At 72.6% G+C, this 15,674-nt stretch carries 13 protein-coding genes and 1 pseudogene; 6 read left to right on the top strand and 8 right to left on the bottom strand.

The window, feature by feature from the left end; all coding sequences use genetic code 11:
* Window positions 1-273: 273 nt before the first annotated feature.
* From ACFWM7_RS00480 to ACFWM7_RS00470, 3 genes are all read left to right on the top strand, one after another.
* Window positions 274-1,008 carry an ABC transporter ATP-binding protein gene (locus tag ACFWM7_RS00480; RefSeq protein WP_383253340.1) on the top strand — a complete coding sequence of 245 codons (735 nt, stop codon included), beginning with the start codon at window positions 274-276 and terminating at the stop codon, window positions 1,006-1,008.
* A complete protein-coding gene (locus tag ACFWM7_RS00475; RefSeq protein WP_383253337.1) occupies window positions 1,002-3,464 on the top strand; it encodes an FtsX-like permease family protein in 2,463 nt (820 codons plus the stop codon). Before ACFWM7_RS00480 ends, ACFWM7_RS00475 begins: the two co-directional genes overlap by 7 nt.
* A 232-nt stretch (window positions 3,465-3,696) precedes the next feature.
* Window positions 3,697-3,873, top strand: a complete 177-nt coding sequence (locus ACFWM7_RS00470; RefSeq protein ID WP_383253335.1) for a hypothetical protein — start codon at window positions 3,697-3,699, stop codon at window positions 3,871-3,873.
* 46 nt (window positions 3,874-3,919) lie between these two features.
* Here the strand turns inward: ACFWM7_RS00470 and ACFWM7_RS00465 are convergent, their stop codons facing one another.
* The 4 genes and pseudogenes from ACFWM7_RS00465 to ACFWM7_RS00450 form a co-directional block, all read right to left on the bottom strand.
* Window positions 3,920-6,019 carry a protein kinase gene (locus ACFWM7_RS00465; protein WP_383253333.1) on the bottom strand — a complete coding sequence of 700 codons (2,100 nt, stop codon included), beginning with the start codon at window positions 6,017-6,019 and terminating at the stop codon, window positions 3,920-3,922.
* 23 nt (window positions 6,020-6,042) lie between these two features.
* Window positions 6,043-8,229, bottom strand: coding sequence for a PQQ-binding-like beta-propeller repeat protein (locus ACFWM7_RS00460; RefSeq protein WP_383253331.1), 2,187 nt, complete (start codon window positions 8,227-8,229; stop codon window positions 6,043-6,045).
* Between the two features lie 6 nt (window positions 8,230-8,235).
* Window positions 8,236-9,144 (bottom strand): serine/threonine protein kinase, encoded by a 909-nt coding sequence (locus ACFWM7_RS00455; protein WP_383253329.1) that lies wholly within the window; start codon window positions 9,142-9,144, stop codon window positions 8,236-8,238.
* Window positions 9,145-9,258: 114 nt separating this feature from the next.
* Window positions 9,259-9,591, bottom strand: a pseudogene (locus ACFWM7_RS00450) (response regulator transcription factor); the annotation flags it as partial.
* Here ACFWM7_RS00450 and ACFWM7_RS00445 point away from each other — a divergent pair.
* Together ACFWM7_RS00445 and ACFWM7_RS00440 are read left to right on the top strand one after the other, a co-directional pair.
* Complete coding sequence (locus ACFWM7_RS00445; RefSeq protein WP_383253327.1) at window positions 9,578-9,961, top strand: hypothetical protein; 384 nt, start codon at window positions 9,578-9,580, stop codon at window positions 9,959-9,961. The pseudogene ACFWM7_RS00450 and the gene ACFWM7_RS00445 overlap by 14 nt on opposite strands.
* Window positions 9,962-10,136: 175 nt before the next feature.
* Window positions 10,137-10,325, top strand: a complete 189-nt coding sequence (locus ACFWM7_RS00440) for a hypothetical protein (protein ID WP_383253326.1) — start codon at window positions 10,137-10,139, stop codon at window positions 10,323-10,325.
* A 46-nt stretch (window positions 10,326-10,371) separates the two neighbouring features.
* Here ACFWM7_RS00440 and ACFWM7_RS00435 read toward each other — a convergent pair whose 3' ends face one another.
* The 4 genes from ACFWM7_RS00435 to ACFWM7_RS00420 all read right to left on the bottom strand — a co-directional run bounded on the left by ACFWM7_RS00435 (window position 10,372) and on the right by ACFWM7_RS00420 (window position 14,554).
* A complete protein-coding gene (locus ACFWM7_RS00435; protein ID WP_383253324.1) occupies window positions 10,372-11,649 on the bottom strand; it encodes a sensor histidine kinase in 1,278 nt (425 codons plus the stop codon).
* 538 nt (window positions 11,650-12,187) lie between these two features.
* Complete coding sequence (locus tag ACFWM7_RS00430; RefSeq protein WP_383253401.1) at window positions 12,188-12,592, bottom strand: GntR family transcriptional regulator; 405 nt, start codon at window positions 12,590-12,592, stop codon at window positions 12,188-12,190.
* Window positions 12,593-12,638: 46 nt separating this feature from the next.
* Window positions 12,639-13,613: an ABC transporter permease gene (locus ACFWM7_RS00425; RefSeq protein WP_383253322.1), complete on the bottom strand. Its 975-nt coding sequence runs from the start codon at window positions 13,611-13,613 to the stop codon at window positions 12,639-12,641.
* On the bottom strand, window positions 13,610-14,554 hold the full coding sequence (locus ACFWM7_RS00420) for an ABC transporter ATP-binding protein (RefSeq protein WP_383253319.1): 945 nt from the start codon (window positions 14,552-14,554) through the stop codon (window positions 13,610-13,612). The genes ACFWM7_RS00425 and ACFWM7_RS00420 overlap by 4 nt, the downstream gene beginning before the upstream one ends.
* A 191-nt stretch (window positions 14,555-14,745) precedes the next feature.
* Between ACFWM7_RS00420 and otsB the strand changes: the two genes are divergently transcribed.
* Window positions 14,746-15,597, top strand: coding sequence for a trehalose-phosphatase (gene otsB, locus ACFWM7_RS00415; protein ID WP_383253317.1), 852 nt, complete (start codon window positions 14,746-14,748; stop codon window positions 15,595-15,597).
* The last annotated feature ends 77 nt before the right edge of the window (window positions 15,598-15,674 follow it).

The raw sequence follows: 15,674 nt of genomic DNA, 5'->3' as shown, positions 1-15,674 counted from the left end.
GCGTTGAGGCGTTGACGGACCGTGTCCGTCGCTCCACGGTGCTGGTCGGCGCCTCGCTGACCTGACCTGACCTGACCTGGCCTGGCCTGACCGGGCCTGAGTGGACCTGGCCTGCGGCAGGAGGCTGCCCGCGCACCTTCCTGTCGCCGCCCAGGGCCCTGCCGCCTTCCACCCGGTACAACCACCGTGCACATCAGGGTGGAGCTACCTCCACCCCGAAGACTCCGTCCGGCTGCGATGTGCGCCGGATCCGGGCCCGATGGAGTGGACACCATGAATCAAGCAGCCGTCCGACTCCGTTCGGTCACCCGCTCCTACGGCAAGGGCGCGAGCGCCGTCACCGCCCTGGACAACGTCTCCCTGGACATTCCCCGGGGTACGTTCACCGCCGTCATGGGGCCCTCGGGCTCCGGCAAGTCGACCTTCCTCCAGTGCACCGCGGGCCTGGACCGGCCCTCCAGCGGCGAGGTGCTGCTTGGGGAGACCGACCTGAGCAAGCTGAGCGAGAAGAAGCTCACGCTGCTGCGGCGGGACCGCATCGGCTTCGTCTTCCAGGCGTTCAACCTGCTGCCCTCGCTCACCGCCGAGCAGAACGTGGCGCTGCCGCTGCGGCTCGCCGGCCGCCGCCCCAGGCGGAGCGATGTCCTGGACGTGCTGGGGAAGGTGGGGCTGCGCGAGCGGGCCGGGCACCGGCCCAGTGAGATGTCCGGCGGCCAGCAGCAGCGGGTGGCGCTCGCCCGCGCCCTGGTCACCCGGCCGGACGTGCTCTTCGGCGACGAGCCGACCGGCGCTCTGGACACCACCACCAGCCGTGAAGTGCTCACGCTGCTGCGGCAGATGGTCGACCAGGGACAGACCGTCATCATGGTGACGCACGACCCGGTGGCCGCCTCCTTCGCGGACCGGGTGCTGTTCCTCACCGACGGCCGGGTCCACGACGAGCTGTTCGCCCCGACGGCCGAGCAGGTCGCCGCGCACATGACCGGACTGGCGGCCCTCCCGTGCTGAAGCTCGCTCTGCAGGGAATGCGGACCCGCTGGGTCACGTTCATCGGCTCGTTCATCGCCCTCGCCCTCGGCGTCGGCCTCATCGCCACCACGGGGCTGGCCCTCGCGGCGACCTTCGACGCTCCGGACCGCGGGCCCGAGCGGTTCGTGAAGGCGCCGGTCGTCGTGAAGACCTCCGACCTCGTACGGGCGGACACGCCCATCGGGGAACGTACGCAGACGATCACCGACCCCGCGGCGGTCCCGGCCGCCGTCACCGCGAAGCTCGCGGCGCTCGGCAAGGCCGTCGAGGACCGCACCTTCCCCGTCTCGGGCCCCGGGCTCGGCGAGGACACGGTCGGCCACCCGTGGTCGGTCGCCGGGCTCACCCCCTACACACTGACCGCCGGACGCGCCCCCTCCGCCCCCGGCGAGGCCGTCGCCACCGGGGACGCGCTGCGGCCCGGCACCCGGGTGCAGGCCACCACCGCCCGAGGCTCCGAGCAGATCACCGTCGTCGGGACGGTCGCGTCGGCCGGATTCGAGAACGCGCTGTTCTTCACCGACGCCGAGGCCGCTCGGATCTCTCCCGACGTGGACGCCGTCGCCGTGCACGCTCCGGCCGACCGGGTCGAGGCGGCCGTGGGCGCCGGGTTCGACGTACTGACCGGTGACGAACGCCGGCGCGCCGACCTGGACCCCGACCGGGACGAGGAGGCACTGGTCTCGGTGAACGCGCTCCTCGGCACCGCCGCGGGCGTCACCGGCTTCGTCTCGGTGTTCGTCGTCGCCTCGACGTTCTCCTTCGCGGTCGCCCAGCGGCGCCGGGAGTTCGGACTGCTGCGCACCGCCGGTGCCACCCCCTCCCAGGTGCGGCGGATGGTGCTCATCGAGGCGTTCGTCGTCGGCGTGCTCGCCTCGGCGGCCGGCTGCCGGCTCGGCGCGGCGGGCGCACCCCGGCTCGCCACCTGGATGGCCGACGTCGGCATCGCCCCCGCCTGGTTCCGGATCGGCGAGCAGACGTGGCCGCTGCACACCGCGTTCTGGACGGGCCTGTTCGTCGCCCTGAGCGGGGTAGTCGTCTCCTCGTGGCGGGCCGGCCGGGTCGGTCCGACGGAGGCGCTGCGCGAGTCCGCGGTCGACGCCCGGGCGATGCCGGTGAGCCGCTGGCTGATCGGCGGCGCGGTCCTCGCGACCGGCCTCGGGCTGCTCTCCCTGGCCCTGCTGGACAGCCCGGGCGACGTCCTCAAGCGCAAGACCTACATCACCCAGCCGATGCTGCTGATCGTCGGGTTCGCCCTGTTCGCGCCGGTCCTGGTCAAACCGCTGACCCGGCTGCTGACCTGGCTGCCGGCCCGGCTTCCCGGCGCGACCGGCATGCTGGCCCGGGAGAACGCGTCCGCCGGGGTTCGCAGGACCGCCGCCGTCGCCGCCCCGGTCATCATTACCGTCGCCCTCGCCGCCTCCCTGATGGGCACCACCGCCACGATCAGCGAGGCCAAGGCCGGCGAGGCGCGGGAGCAGATCACCGCGGACTACGTCGCCACGGCCGGCGGGGAGGGCCGCGCGCTGCCCGACGAGTTCGTCCGGCGCGCCGGAGCCGTCCCCGGCGTGACCGTCAGCGCCACCCGGTTCACCGGGGTGACCGTCCTGGAGGAAGGGGTCGCCCTCGTCAAGTCCGAGGCCAAGGCGGTCGATCCGGCGGCGCACGCGGCCGTCTCCCACCTGCCGGTCGTCGCGGGCCGCCTCGCCGACCTCGACGACGACAGCATCGTCGTCAACGAGGAGTGGCTGACCACGAAGGTGGGGGACACCGTCTCCGTCTGGCTCGGCGACGGCCGCAAGGCGGACCTGCGCATCGCGGCGGTGCTCTCCACCGGCACCGGCAGCAACGGCGTCTACCTCACCGAGCGCAACGCCGCCGGCGCCCCCGTCGACCGCGTCGACATCGCACTGCCCCGGGACGGCGCGGACAGCGCGGCGGCGGCACTCGGCGCCGCCGCGAAGGCGACCGGCGTCCAACTCCTGACGGGCGACCGGTGGGTCGAGGCCCACTACCCGCGCTCCAGCGAGAACACCCGGCTCGGCCTGTGGATGATCCTCGGCATCGCCCTGGTCTACACGGGCATCGCGCTCGCCAACACCCTGATGATGGCGACCTCGGACCGGGTCCGCGACCTCGCCTCGCTGCGGCTGGCGGGCGCCACGAAGGGGCAGGTGCTGCGGCTCGTCGGGGTCGAGGCTCTGGTGGTGGTCGCGGTCGGCGCGGTGCTCGGGGCGGTGATCGCCGGGGTGAACCTGCTCGGTGTGTGGAGCGCCCTCGGCCTGCTCGACGTGTGGTCCGACGTCGTCGTGCCGTGGGGCACGGTCGCCGCGGTGATCGGCGCGAGCGCCCTGCTCGCGATGGTGGCCTCCGTGCTGCCCGCGTCGTTCGCGCTGCGCGTCCGGCCGGTCGAACTGGCGGGCATGCGCGAGTGACCGCCCGGTACCGGGGCACGCCTCGCCGTGCCCCGGCACTCCGCGCCCACTCCCTTACAACGCGAGAGAGCAGCGCTGTGACGAGCGACCGAGCCGCCCTGCCCGGCGGGCCCCCGCACTGAGGACCCTGGGCCCGCGCCGGGGCGCCCGGCCCCCGCCGGATCGCCATGGCCCTGACCACGCGGTGCCCGAGTCGGGACAGGCCGTGGTCGTGGAACTGGACACACCCTGAGTGACCGCCCTGGTCCGGGAGCTGTTGGGCGGCCGGGGGCGGCACCTCGCCGTAGAGCCCGACCCGGTGCGGGCCGCCCGCCTGAGCCTGCGCTTCCCGTACGTCGAGGTCGTCACCGACGACGCCCCCGTCGGCAGCGCGGCCACCGCAGGCGCCGCGTCCCTGGTGCAGCAGTAGTCGTTCGGGCGTGGTGGGTCGCGCGGCCTTGACGGCGAGGCCGTGGTCAGAACACCGGCAGGGCGCTGAGTGATGTGCCGTCCAGGACGAAGACACGGTGCGCGTCACCCGTGAGCCAGTAGCGGTCAGGGTTCTCGAGCACGGGGAACATCCATGTCGGTTGCGGATCGGCGGAGAGGTCCAAGGCCCGGACCGCTGCCTGCTTCTCGTCGGCGGCCACCGACCAGAGCGCATTGCCCTGCAGTACGAGGGGGCTGCCCGCATCGCAGTCGAGGAGACCGGTGTAGATCCAGTCGGTGGTCTTTCCCGTTCGCATGTCGATCTGTGCGGGGAAGATGACCTCGGTCGCGTACACGATCTGGCCGTCGATCGTCGGGGAACTCCAGAAGGCCGGATTGCCATTGGGCAGCTTCGGGCTCTCCGTCGACCAGCGCTTCTTGCCGCTGAGGAGATCGAAGGCGGACAACTGCTTGCCGGTCACGCACAGAGTGCCCTCCGACTGATCGGCCTGGACCCGGCCCGAAACGGTCAGCTGCCGGTGCTGCCAGACCTGCCGGCCGTCGGCGGTGTCGAGGGCGACCACGGAACCGTCCGCAGCCGTGATGACCAGTCGGCGCTGTGCGGCCAGGCCGCGTGACGCTGCCTTCTCACCGAGGTCCGCGTCGACCTTCACGGTCCAGCGGACCTTGGCATCGGACCGGCCTACGGCGCGTACCCGGCCGTCCTCGGTGATCACATAGACGGCTTCGGCGTCTGCGGCGAGCAGCGAGTCGGCCTGCGCGGGAGACGTCCACTTGGGCTCGCCGGACGAGGCGACGAAGGTGACGAGCGTGCCGTCCCGGTCCACGGCCGCCACCAACCGGTCGGAAAGAGACAGGTAGAGGCCGGCGGCCACCACGTCGGGCGCCGACCAGCGGACCGAGCCGTCGACGACGCTGCGCGCGGCGATGCCGCCCTTCGCCGCCGCGACGATGAGGACATCACGTACGGGCAAGGGCGCCGCAGGGCTTTCGGCGAGCGCGGACGGGGCTTTCCAGAGCGGCTCGGGGGTCTCGCCGAGGACGTAGTCGCCCTTCTTCGCGTCCAGGACGCGGGCCTTGGGGGTCGGCACGGCCGGAGGGACGTCGAAGGGTCCGCCATCGCCCGCCTTCCGGTTCCACCATGCCGCGGTGCCGCCGCCGACGGCGAGCACGGAACCGCCGACGGCGAGGCCCGTCAGCAGGCGGCGACGGGAAACGGGATGCGGTGTGCGCCCGCCCGGCAGCGTCGTCAGTTGATGGAGGCGGTGTTCGTGGGACGTGATGTCCTTCGCGATCGGCCCCTTCCGCCAGACGCGTTCGGCGCCCCGGGGCGGGGCGAAGTACCGAATGATCTGGTCCGGGACCGGCCGGAACGCCGGATCCTGGGCGAGGCACGGGCCGATCAGCGGCTGGAGCGCAGGCGGTACGCGGTCCAGGCGCGGCGTGCCGTGGACGACCGCGTACTGCACGGCGGCGACGTGGGAACCTTCGTACGCGTGCTGCCCGCTCGCCGCGTACACGAGGACGGCGCCCAGGGAGAAGACGTCGGCCGGTGGGCCGACCCGCCGGCCTAGGACCTGCTCGGGCGCACCGTAGCCGGGGGTGATGGGGGTCTCGCCGGTGGTGGTGAGCGTGAGGCCGTATTCGGGGCGGGCGATGCCGAAGTCGATGACGCGGGGGCCCGTCGCGGTGAGCACGATGTTGGCGGGCTTCAGGTCCCGGTGGACGAGCCCGGCGGCGTGGATGTCCCGGAGCGCGCGGCCGAGCGCCGCCGCCAGGGCCCGTACCGTCGGTTCGTCGAGCGGCCCGTGGGAGCGGACGGAGTCCGCGAGTGTGGGACCGGTCAGGAACTCGGTGGCGATCCAGGGCCGTCCGCCCTCCGTCCGGGCGTCCAGGACACGGGCCACGGTCCCGGCCGTGACCGCCCTGGCCATCTGCGCCTCGCGGACGAACCGACGTGTGAGGTCCGCGTCGTGCGTCAGGTGGGGGTGCAGCACCTTCACGGCGGCGACGCGCCCTTCGCCGTCCTGGCCGACGTAGACCTTGCCCATGCCTCCTTCGCCCAGCACGGAGTGGATGCGGTACGGGCCCAGACGGATCGGGTCTCCGGATTCCAGAGGCTTCATGGTGGGTGAGGCTTTCTGTGAGCTCAGGCGAGGGGGTACGCGGCGGTGTACTCGTCGCCGATGGCGATGAGCCGCTCGGCGGACACATGGGCGAAGTACCGTGCCTTGGCGGCCTTGAAGGGGCGGGACACGGCGCCCGTTCGCATGTCCGAGGCCATCAGTCCGGAAGGCCCCTTGCTGTACACGTGGGCGATCCCGGCCACGGGTGGCGTGTCGAGGTCCTCGGCTGTGACCGCGCGATTCTTCTCCGCCCACCGCTCGGTGCCGCTCGCGGCGTCGAGCGCGACCATGCCGCGGCCTTCCTCCACCGCGTACACGACACCGTCGTCGACCGTCGCGGGGCCGAACAGCGCTCCCGGGGTCCGCCCCTCGAAGCGCCACCCCTCACGGCCGTCGGCCAGGCCGAGCGCGACGAGTTCACCTGCCGACGGATACACGTACCGGTCGTCCACGGCCAGGTGGGCCCGGCTGAAGGGTGGCTGCACGCCGTCGAGCTGCCGGTTCCAGAGTGCCCTCCCGGTCTGTGCGTCGTGGACGGTGAGACGCGGTTCACCGTCCTCTGACTGTTGGACGAGGACCAGGTACGCGCCCACGGCCCGGGCCGCAAGGAAGTGCAGGCGCTCGGAGCCGTGGGATCGAGCGGGGAGCGGAGCCCTCCAGAGCGCCTTGCCCGTACGGGTGTCGACAGCCAGCAGGAACCACGTCTGGTCCTTGTGGAAGCCGGTATCCGTATCGGGCCCGCGTCCCGCGGCCAGGAAGACGGCCTCACTCGTCGCGCAGAGCAGTTGGGTTCCGTGAAGGGCCGCTCTCAGGTCCTTGACTTCGCCGAACGGGGCGTCGATCTTCCCGGTGGCCGGATCGACCGTGGCAACGGTGAGCGGACCGGTCTCATCGAGGGTGTAGTCGACGGCGTACAGCTTCTCGCCGTCCGTGGCCGTCCGGCGCATGAACCAGACCTCGGGTTCCGACCACTTGGCCTCTCCCGTTGCGGGATCCAGGCCCTGTACGCCGTGCTCTCCCACGAGGAGCAGTGCATCGAGGACGAGCGGGGCGGGTGGGACGAGAGGGTCGGCGTAGCTGGTCTTCACCTGCCAGAGGAGATCCCATGCGGGCCTTTTTGATGATGCGGTGCCCGAGCCGTCGGGAGGGCTGCCCTCCCGACGGCCCCGCCAGGCCCAGGCTCCGGCTCCGACCGCTGCCGCGGCGAAGACCGAACTCCCGCCGAACTTCAGGATATTGCGGCGGGACAGAACGGACGGAGACGTCGGTTCGCTGCCCGGAACGGTTTCGGCGAGGGCGTGGCCCACGGGCGCCGGGAGGCGGTGGGCCCGCGCGTGCCAGACGCTGCCGGCGCGACGGCCGATCTCCAGGAGCAGAGGCTCGGGGAGGCTGGAGGAGAAGTCGTTCTGCCCGCCCCGCAGTTGGGCGGCGAGTTCGGTCGTGGTGGGGCGGACGGCGGGGTTCTTGCTGAGGCACGGGACCAGGACCGGTATTAGGGCCGCCGGGACTCCGGTGAGGTCGGGGTCGGCGTGGCGGACACGGTACATGAGGTCGGCGTGCTGCCCGGTACCGAAGGGCCCGTGGCCGGTGGCCGCGTATATGAGGACGCCGGCGAGGGCGAAGACGTCGCCCGCGGATGTGTGTTCCTGGCCGGTGGCCTGTTCGGGGGACATGAAGGCGGGCGTGCCTGCGGCGGTACCGGTGCGGGTGAGGCGGTCGTCGCCGAGGGCGCGAGCGATGCCGAGGTCGATGACTTTGGGACCGTCTGCCGTGATCATGATATTGGAGGGTTTGAGGTCGCGGTGGACGACTTCCGAGGCGTGCAGCTGGGCCAGCGCCGCGCACAGCAGGGTTCCCAGCGCGCGGACAGTCGGCTCGGGGAGCGGACCCGTGAGAGCGACGGCGTCGTCGAGAGGCGGTCCGAGGACGTACTCGGTGGCCAGCCATGGGGTTTCGGCATGCGGATCGGCGTCGAAGACCTGGGCGCCGTGGACGGGGCCGATGACCCGGGCCGCGTCGGTTTCGAGGCGGAAGCGGGTGCGGCTCGCGGGGTCGGTGGCGATGCGGGCATGCATCGTCTTCAGCGCTGCCGTACGGCCCGTGGACGAACGGGCGAGGTAGACGGTGCCCATGCCGCCGCCGCCCAGGCGGGCGATGAGGCGGTACGGGCCGAGGTTGTGCGGATCGTCGTGGGCGAGTGGGGAGAACATCAGCCGTCAGTCCAGAGCGGGGGAGGAGGAGAGTTCGGCGGCAAGGACCTGCGCCGACTGGCGTGCGACCGCGGCGACCACGGCTGCTGGTAGGGGGACCGGAGCGGTCGCATCCAGGGCGGTGGGCGGATGCGCCGTCGGGAGCGTGTACGTTGCCGCACTCGCGCCGGTCCTCAGGTGGGCGAGGACCTCGTGCGCCTGGGGGCGCCTCGCGGGGTCACGCGAGAGGCATGCAGAGATCACGGCGCGCAGCGAGGTGGGCAGCTCCCCGCTTTCGGGCACGGTGTGGCCGGTGCTCGCCCGGGCGAGCACCGCCCCCAGGGCGTACACGTCGCCCAGCGGACGCGGCCGTCCGCCCGATGCCTGCTCGGGGGCGAGGCTGCCGGAGTCCAGGCCCGGCAGGCCGCTGCGCCGCTCGCCATCGGGTGCCGCGGCCCGTACGGCTCCGAAGCAACTCAGGCGGGGGCCATCGGCGGTGAGCAGGACGGCGGCCGGGGACAGACCCGCGTGTGTCACGCCGTGGGCGTGGGCCGTGGCCAGCGTCCCGGCGAGGGCGGTGGCCAGTGCCTGTACGGCAGGCTCGGGCAGCGGGCCGCCGTGGGCCCGCAGGGCCGCGGGCAGTGAGAGCGCGGGGACGTACGGTGTCGTGCACCAGGGCAGGCCCCCCGTGACGCCGACCTCCTCGACCGGGAGGAACCCCGCTATCGAAAGCCGGCGGGCATGCTCCGCCTCCATGGCCCAGCGAGCCGGGTCCGAGCCGGGGAGCGGACGGCGGACGAGGAACGTGCGGTCGCCATCGGCGCTGCGGCCGATGAAGCGGTGTTCGGGAACGGCCTGATCGGGCTCCGGGGCGAGTCGCGCCAGGGCGACGTACGGCCCCGCCCATGCAGGGTCGTCGTGGTGCAGACGTTCCAATGCGCGCTCCCCCGGTCTGTCATGAGCGAGGACGAGCCTACCCACGTGTCCGTGCGATCGCGGGGCCGGTATCGGCACCCACGCGAGTTCGGCCCCTTCCCCGTGGAGGCCTTCTCACTGCTCCTCCAGGCCGTTGCCCCAGATCCAGGCGGCGATACCGACCCGGTTGCGGACGTTCAGCTTCCGCTGAACGTTGGCGACATGGGTCTTGGCCGTACCGGCCGTGATGAAGAGCGCCGCCCCGATCTCCGCGTTGGTCATCCCCTGGGCGACCAGCCGGGCGATCTCCGTCTCCCGGCCCGTCAGCGCGACCAGCGGCTGCGCGGGCCTGGGTCTGTCGGCCTCCCGGTGGTGCTGGAGCAGGCTGACGGTGAGCGAGGGGCTGATCAGGGTGTCGCCCGCCATCGCCGCGCGTACCGCTTCCACCAGCAGCGTGGGCCCCGAGCGCGTGGATCCCGACCCGGTGCACGGGCGGTTCGACCGGACGGCCCTGACCGGTTACGCGGCCTTTCTCGCGCTCCTCCTCTACGGACTCGCCCACACCTACTGGGCGTTCGGCGGGGACGGCTTCCCGTTCGGCGCCGACGACGCCAACCCGGAGTATTCGGCCTTCGAGCACGTCGGCCGTGACCGGCTGGCGCCGTGGATCGCGGGCGGGTTCCTGGGCAGCTCCGTGGTGGCCCTGCTCCTCGCGCTGCGCCGGCGGCGGATTCCCGCGCGGGTGCTGGTGGGCGCCGCCGCACTCTCGGCGGCCGCGGTGTTCTGCACGCTCGCCGACTTCGGATCCTCGGCCACCTCGCCTACGTCTTCATGCTGAAGTTCAGCGCGATCAACTGGAACCGTGATCAACCAGCTGTTCGCGGTGGGCTCGGTGGGCCTCCTGGTCGCCTCCGCGATCATTTACCAGCGCCGCACGTCCGGCGCGTGCACCGGCTGCGGGCGTACCGAGTCGGGCGCCGGCCGGCCCTCACCGGAGTCCGCTGGTCTCGGTCATGGTGACGATCGCTGGCGTCGTGTACATCCGGCTGCACTTCCAGGGCGCCTTCGACAACCAGAAGGACGACTGGGGAGCGACGGTTCCGGAGATGGTCTGGCCGGTCTGGGGCATCGCCCTGGCCGCCGCCACGCTCGCCTACTACTTCCGGCGGCGCGGGATGTGCAAGCGCTGCGCCCGCGGCTGACTCCGAAGGCGGCGCCGCGGAATGCCCGACACGCCCTGGCCCTTTCTCAGTTCAGTGGAAGGATCGCGGTGACCCGCCAGCCGTGCTTCTCGTGGACGCCGAAATCCAGTGTTCCCCCGAGCGCCCGGGCGCGTTCGGCGAGCCCCTCCAGGCCGGTGGCGCCGGGCCGTCCCCGGTCGCCGAGGCGCCTGCCGCCGGCCTCGCCGACGGAGGGAGGGCCGTTCGTCACGGACACGGTGAGCACCGGCTCCGGGAGCTCGGGGCCGAGCTCCACGGACACGGTCACCCAGGGCGTGGTTCCGGCATGCCGCCGTACGTTGGTCAGCGCCTCCACCACCACCCGGCGGGCGGAGCCCGCCACTTCGCGGGGAACCCGGCCGATCCGCTCGGGCGACCGCTCGATGTCCAGGCGTACCTCGGCCCGGCCGCCCGTCTTCCGGAAGCGGTCGACGACGTCCACGATGTCCGCCAGGCCGTACGCGCTCGGCTGTGATGCGTCCGCCGCCGGGCTCCGGTCGGCCGTGCTCCGGTCGGCCGTGCCCCGGTTGGCCGGGACGGTTCCGTCGGACGACCTGAGCATGTGGACGGTACGGTCCAAGGAGCCGAGGGCCTGCACGCCGGAGGCCTCGATCTGCTGGAGAAGGGGCAGCACCTTCTCCGGCCGGTCCGTCCCGATCACTTGCGCGGCCTGTGCCAGCACGATGATGCCCGACACGTCATGGGCCACGAAGTCATGGAGGTCGCCCGCCAGTTGCAGGCGTTGACTGCGACGGGCCTCGTGCACCGCCCGGATCCTGCGGGTCTCCAGCGCGCGCAGACCGCCGCCCGCGGCGGCCGCCGCGATGGCGCCGAGGGCGAAGAACGCGCTCTGCGTGGCGACTTGCATCGCGGTCGGGGGAATCTGGAGCCGCAGAAGCGCTGTTGATGCCAGGGCCCCGAGTACGGTGCAGAGCACGAACGCCTGCCGGGTCTCTGCGTACCGGGCGACCAGACAGACGAGCAGCAGAAGCCCCGTGATCTCCGCCAGAGTGGCGACGCCTGTCGCCTTCTCCAGTACCGGAGGGGCGCCGAACAGGGTGCCGAGGGCGGAGCTCGCGGCCACCACGACGGCGGTCACCGGGGCGGTCCGGCACCGGGTGTGCAGGGAGGCCACGGCGAGCACGCCCAGCACCGCGACCGTCATGGGCAGGGCCGCCCGCCAGCCCGCCGATGCGCCCGCCAGCAGGCCGGCCGGCACCACGCAGAACGCCAGGACCGCGCAGGCCGGGCCGACGGCACGCTCCCGGAAGCGGCTCCCGAGGCGGTTCCCCGTGTTCGTCCCCATTTCCGCGATCCTACGTAGCCGGCCAGTTCCTGTTTCCGTCCTTCTCTGGGAAAGGTCATCGGGGGATCGGGTCAGCAGGGGCAAGGGCGCGGGCCAGGACAGCGGGCGGTACACGGCGATGGAGGGCATACGGCCGCTCGCGGCCGGTGACCCGGCGCGGATCGGGCCGGGTCCGCTGCCCGGCCGGCTCGGCGCGGGCGGACGGGCCGGGTGTACCTGGCCCGGTCGGCGGGCGGGCGCACCGTCGCCGTGAAGGTGGTGCACGACGAGCCCATCGCGAACGGGGAGTTCCATCGCCGACGTATAGGGCTCGGGGCACTGCGAGTACACGGCGAGGCTCAGCTCCGTGGCGGACGGCGGGAAGCGGAGCAACGTCGGTACCGCCGTGGTGGACAAGGCCCGTTCCGGCGGAATGTGCCGCGACACCGACCCCTCGTCCTTCACCGTCGTCGGGTCCGGCATCCTGCACGCCGTCAGCCCGGCCCACGGCAGCGGCCACCGCTGCAACCGCGCCTGGCCGGACGGGAGTTCCCGCGCGTCAGTCGGTTGCCTCACCCGGGTACGCGCTCTCGAACGCCGAGTAAAACAGGGCCGTGACGTCCTGGCCGGTGAGGCCTTCGGTACGGGCCTGGGTCATCCAGTCCGCGAGGGCGACCCGCAGCGGCGAGTCGGGGCCGGACTGGGGCTGGGCCAGGGAGCGCGTGATGAACGTGCCCGCTCCCTGGCGCACCTCGGCGAGGCCCATGCGTTCCAGTTCGCGGTAGGCCTTCAGGGTCGTGTTGGGATTGACCTTGGTGGTCGCGGCGACCTGCGCCGCGGTGGGCAGCCGGTCGCCCTCCTCCAGCGCTCCCATCCGCAGCGCCTGCTCGACCTGCCGGACGATCTGGAGATAGGTCGCCACTCCACTGCGCCGGTCGATGCGGAACACGACCACGGACTTCACCTTCCGCTCGATTGCCGACACTTTACGTAGGGGGCGCGCGCCGTACCTACAGCGGGCGGCGGGAGACCCGCCACAGGGTGACCGCCGTGAGCAGGGCCGTTCCGGCGAGCAGGATGCCTGCCGCGAGCCACTGCATTCCCGCCATCTGGTGGTAACCGATGTACTCGATCACGTCGTTGACGATGCCGTGCTCCTTGATGCACGCGTTCTGCGCCTTCTCGGTCGCCTCGGCGCAGCGGCCCCAGTTGTACAAGGTGCCGTCGGCGCTGCCGACCCAGCGGTCGACCTCGTAGGCATCGTCGAAGCGGGCCGGGAGTTCGCTGTCCATCGGGTACGTGAACATCTTCGGGGAGCCGAGCCGTACGCGTACCTCGTCCCAGACGAACAGGGTGGTGACCGCCGTGAAGAAGAACGTGAGCACCATCGCCGGGAGCACGCGGCGGACCAGGGCGCCGATCGTGATGCCCGCGGCGGTCAGGAAGAGGAGGAACGCGGGCAGGACCGGCCCGGTGTTGTCGAAGATGACGCCGTCGATCCACTCGCTGAGGAAGAGGGAGCGATGCGGCTTCCACCACCAGGTGAAGAGCGCCGAGAGCACCACGCCGGAGACCAGCGCGAGGGTGTAGGCCAGGCCCAGCTTGGCGATCAGCCACTGGCGGCGGGACGCGGACTGGGTGGTGACGAGCTGAGCGGTGCCGCTCTCCTGGTCGCCCGCGATCAGCGGGGCGCCGATGAAGACGGCGAGGATCAGCGGGAAGCCGTTGATGATGCTGGTGATGTAGTTGTAGCCGCGGTTGTTGTCCATCGGCCGGCCGGCGTCCTTCTCCGGCCAGCCCTTCGCGTCGAGCAGCTGCACCAGCTCGTGGCGCTCGTACAGGATCCACAGCGCGGTCAGCAGCGTGAGGCCGAGGACGCAGGCCAGCGCGACCCGGTGCTGGCGGACGACGAGCCACGGCATACCGCGCAACAGACGGCGTCCGGTGCCGGGTTCGGCGGACTTCTCGGTGAGGGTGGTGCTCATGCGGCCTGATTCCCTTCGGCCTCGACGCGGGCGCCCTGGGTGTAGAGCGAGGGCGCGTCCGGGGAGCGGAGATGGGCGAGGAGGACTTCCTCCAGGGAGGGTTCGGCGCTCTCCCAGTCGGCCGGGAGCGGGCCCTTCGGCCGGATCATCGCCTGGAACTGCCGTCCCTGGAGCCGGGTTTCGACGACCGTGTGGTGGTGGAGCTCGGTCGGCAGCGAGCCGTCCCGGGCCACCCCGGTGACCAGCGCGTGGGCCGGGACCAGCGCGTCGGCGTCACCGGCCATCCGGATCCGGCCCTCGGCGACGACCAGCAGGTAGTCGCACATGTCCTCCAGCTCGGTCAGCATGTGCGAGGACATCACCACCGTGGTGCCGCGCTCGACGGCCTCCGCCATCAGCAGGGTGCTCATCTCGTCGCGGGCCAGTGGGTCGAGGTCCGACATCGGCTCGTCCAGGAGCAGCAGGTCGGGCCGCTTGCCGAAGGCGAGTGCGAAGGCCACGCGGGTGCGCTGGCCGCCGGAGAGCGTGCCGACCTTCGCGTGCGGCGGGACGTTGCCCGAGCGGACGATCCGCTCCGCCGCCGCCGCGTCCCAGCCGGGGTTCAGCTCGGCGCCCATGCGCAGGGTGTCCGCCACGGTGAACCGCTTGAACAGCGGCTTGTCCTGTCCGAGGAACGCGAAGGTGGGCATCACGGCGGGGTCGTCGACCGGTACGCCGAAGACCCGCAGTTCGCCGGTGGTCGGCTGCACCTGCCGGGTCGCCAGTCCGAGCAGGGTGGACTTGCCGGCCCCGTTCGGGCCGACCAGACCGCAGATGCGGCCGGCCGGGATCCGGAAGGAACAGTCGCGCAGCGCCCAGCCGCGCCGGTAGCGCTTGCCCAGGCCGCGGGCTTCCAGGGCCCAGCTGCCGGATGTCGCGTTCGGGGTGGTCATGTCTGCCACGCGCCTCGCCTCGATTCCATTAGTCAATTAATGGAATCATGGAGTCGTGAGGGAATGGCTGTCAAGCGCGGCGGGCCGGAGGAGATGTTCCGAGGAGATGTGCGGAGGAGATGTGCGGGGGTGGCCGGGGCGGGGGCGCCGGCCGGGTCCGGACCCGGCGGCGGGGGCCTCGTACCCGTTAGGCTCGCCCCATGGGCAGTCACCCGGAAAACCTGCCGTCCCCGACCACCCCGGCCGGCCGCGAGGGGCTCGACGCCGTTCTCGCCCGGCCCGACCGTGCGGTCGTCGCGCTCGATTTCGACGGCACGCTCGCCGACATCGTCCCGGACCCCGAGCAGGCCCGCGCCCACCCGGGCACCGTCGAGGCGCTCGCCGCGCTCGCGCCGAAGGTCGCCGCGATCGCCGTGATCACCGGCCGCCCGGCGGGCGTCGCGGTGCGCTACGGGGGCTTCGCGGGCGTCCCCGGTCTGGAGCACCTCGTCGTGCTCGGGCACTACGGCGCCGAGCGCTGGGACGCGGTGACCGGGACGGTCCACGCCCCCGCCCCGCACCCGGGCGTCACCGCGGCGCGCGCCGAACTCCCGGGCGTACTCCATGAGTTCGGAGCCTGGCACGGCACCTGGATCGAGGAGAAGGGCCAGGCCGTCGCCGTCCACACCCGGCGCGCCGAGGACCCGCAGGCGGCCTTCGAGACGCTGTGCGGCCCCCTCGGCGAGCTGGCCGCGAGACACGGGCTGATCGTCGAACCGGGCCGCCTGGTCCTGGAGTTGCGCCCGCCCGGCATGGACAAGGGCGTCGCGCTCGCCGGGTTCGTCGCGGAGCTGGACGCCGAGTCCGTGATCTACGCCGGCGACGACCTCGGGGACCTCGCCGCGTTCGCCGCGGTGGAGAAGCTGCGGACCGAGGGCCCGGACGGCATCCCCGGCCTGCTGGTGTGCAGCGGCAGCGCCGAGGTGCCCGAACTGGCCGAACGCGCCGACCTGTCGGTGCCCGGCCCGGCCGCGGTGGTGGACTTCCTGGCGGCCCTGGCCGAGCGGCTGTAGCCGGGCCGGAGCGGCCGGCTGTAGTCGGGCCGGAGCGGCGGACCGGCGGACCGCCGCTCCGGTCGCCTCAGCGTCGG

Source organism: Streptomyces sp. NPDC058375 (assembly GCF_042723425.1).
Lineage (GTDB): Bacteria > Actinomycetota > Actinomycetes > Streptomycetales > Streptomycetaceae > Streptomyces > Streptomyces durocortorensis.
Note: the sequence above shows the minus strand (reverse complement) of the source record. Positions and strands in the feature narration are given on the sequence as shown.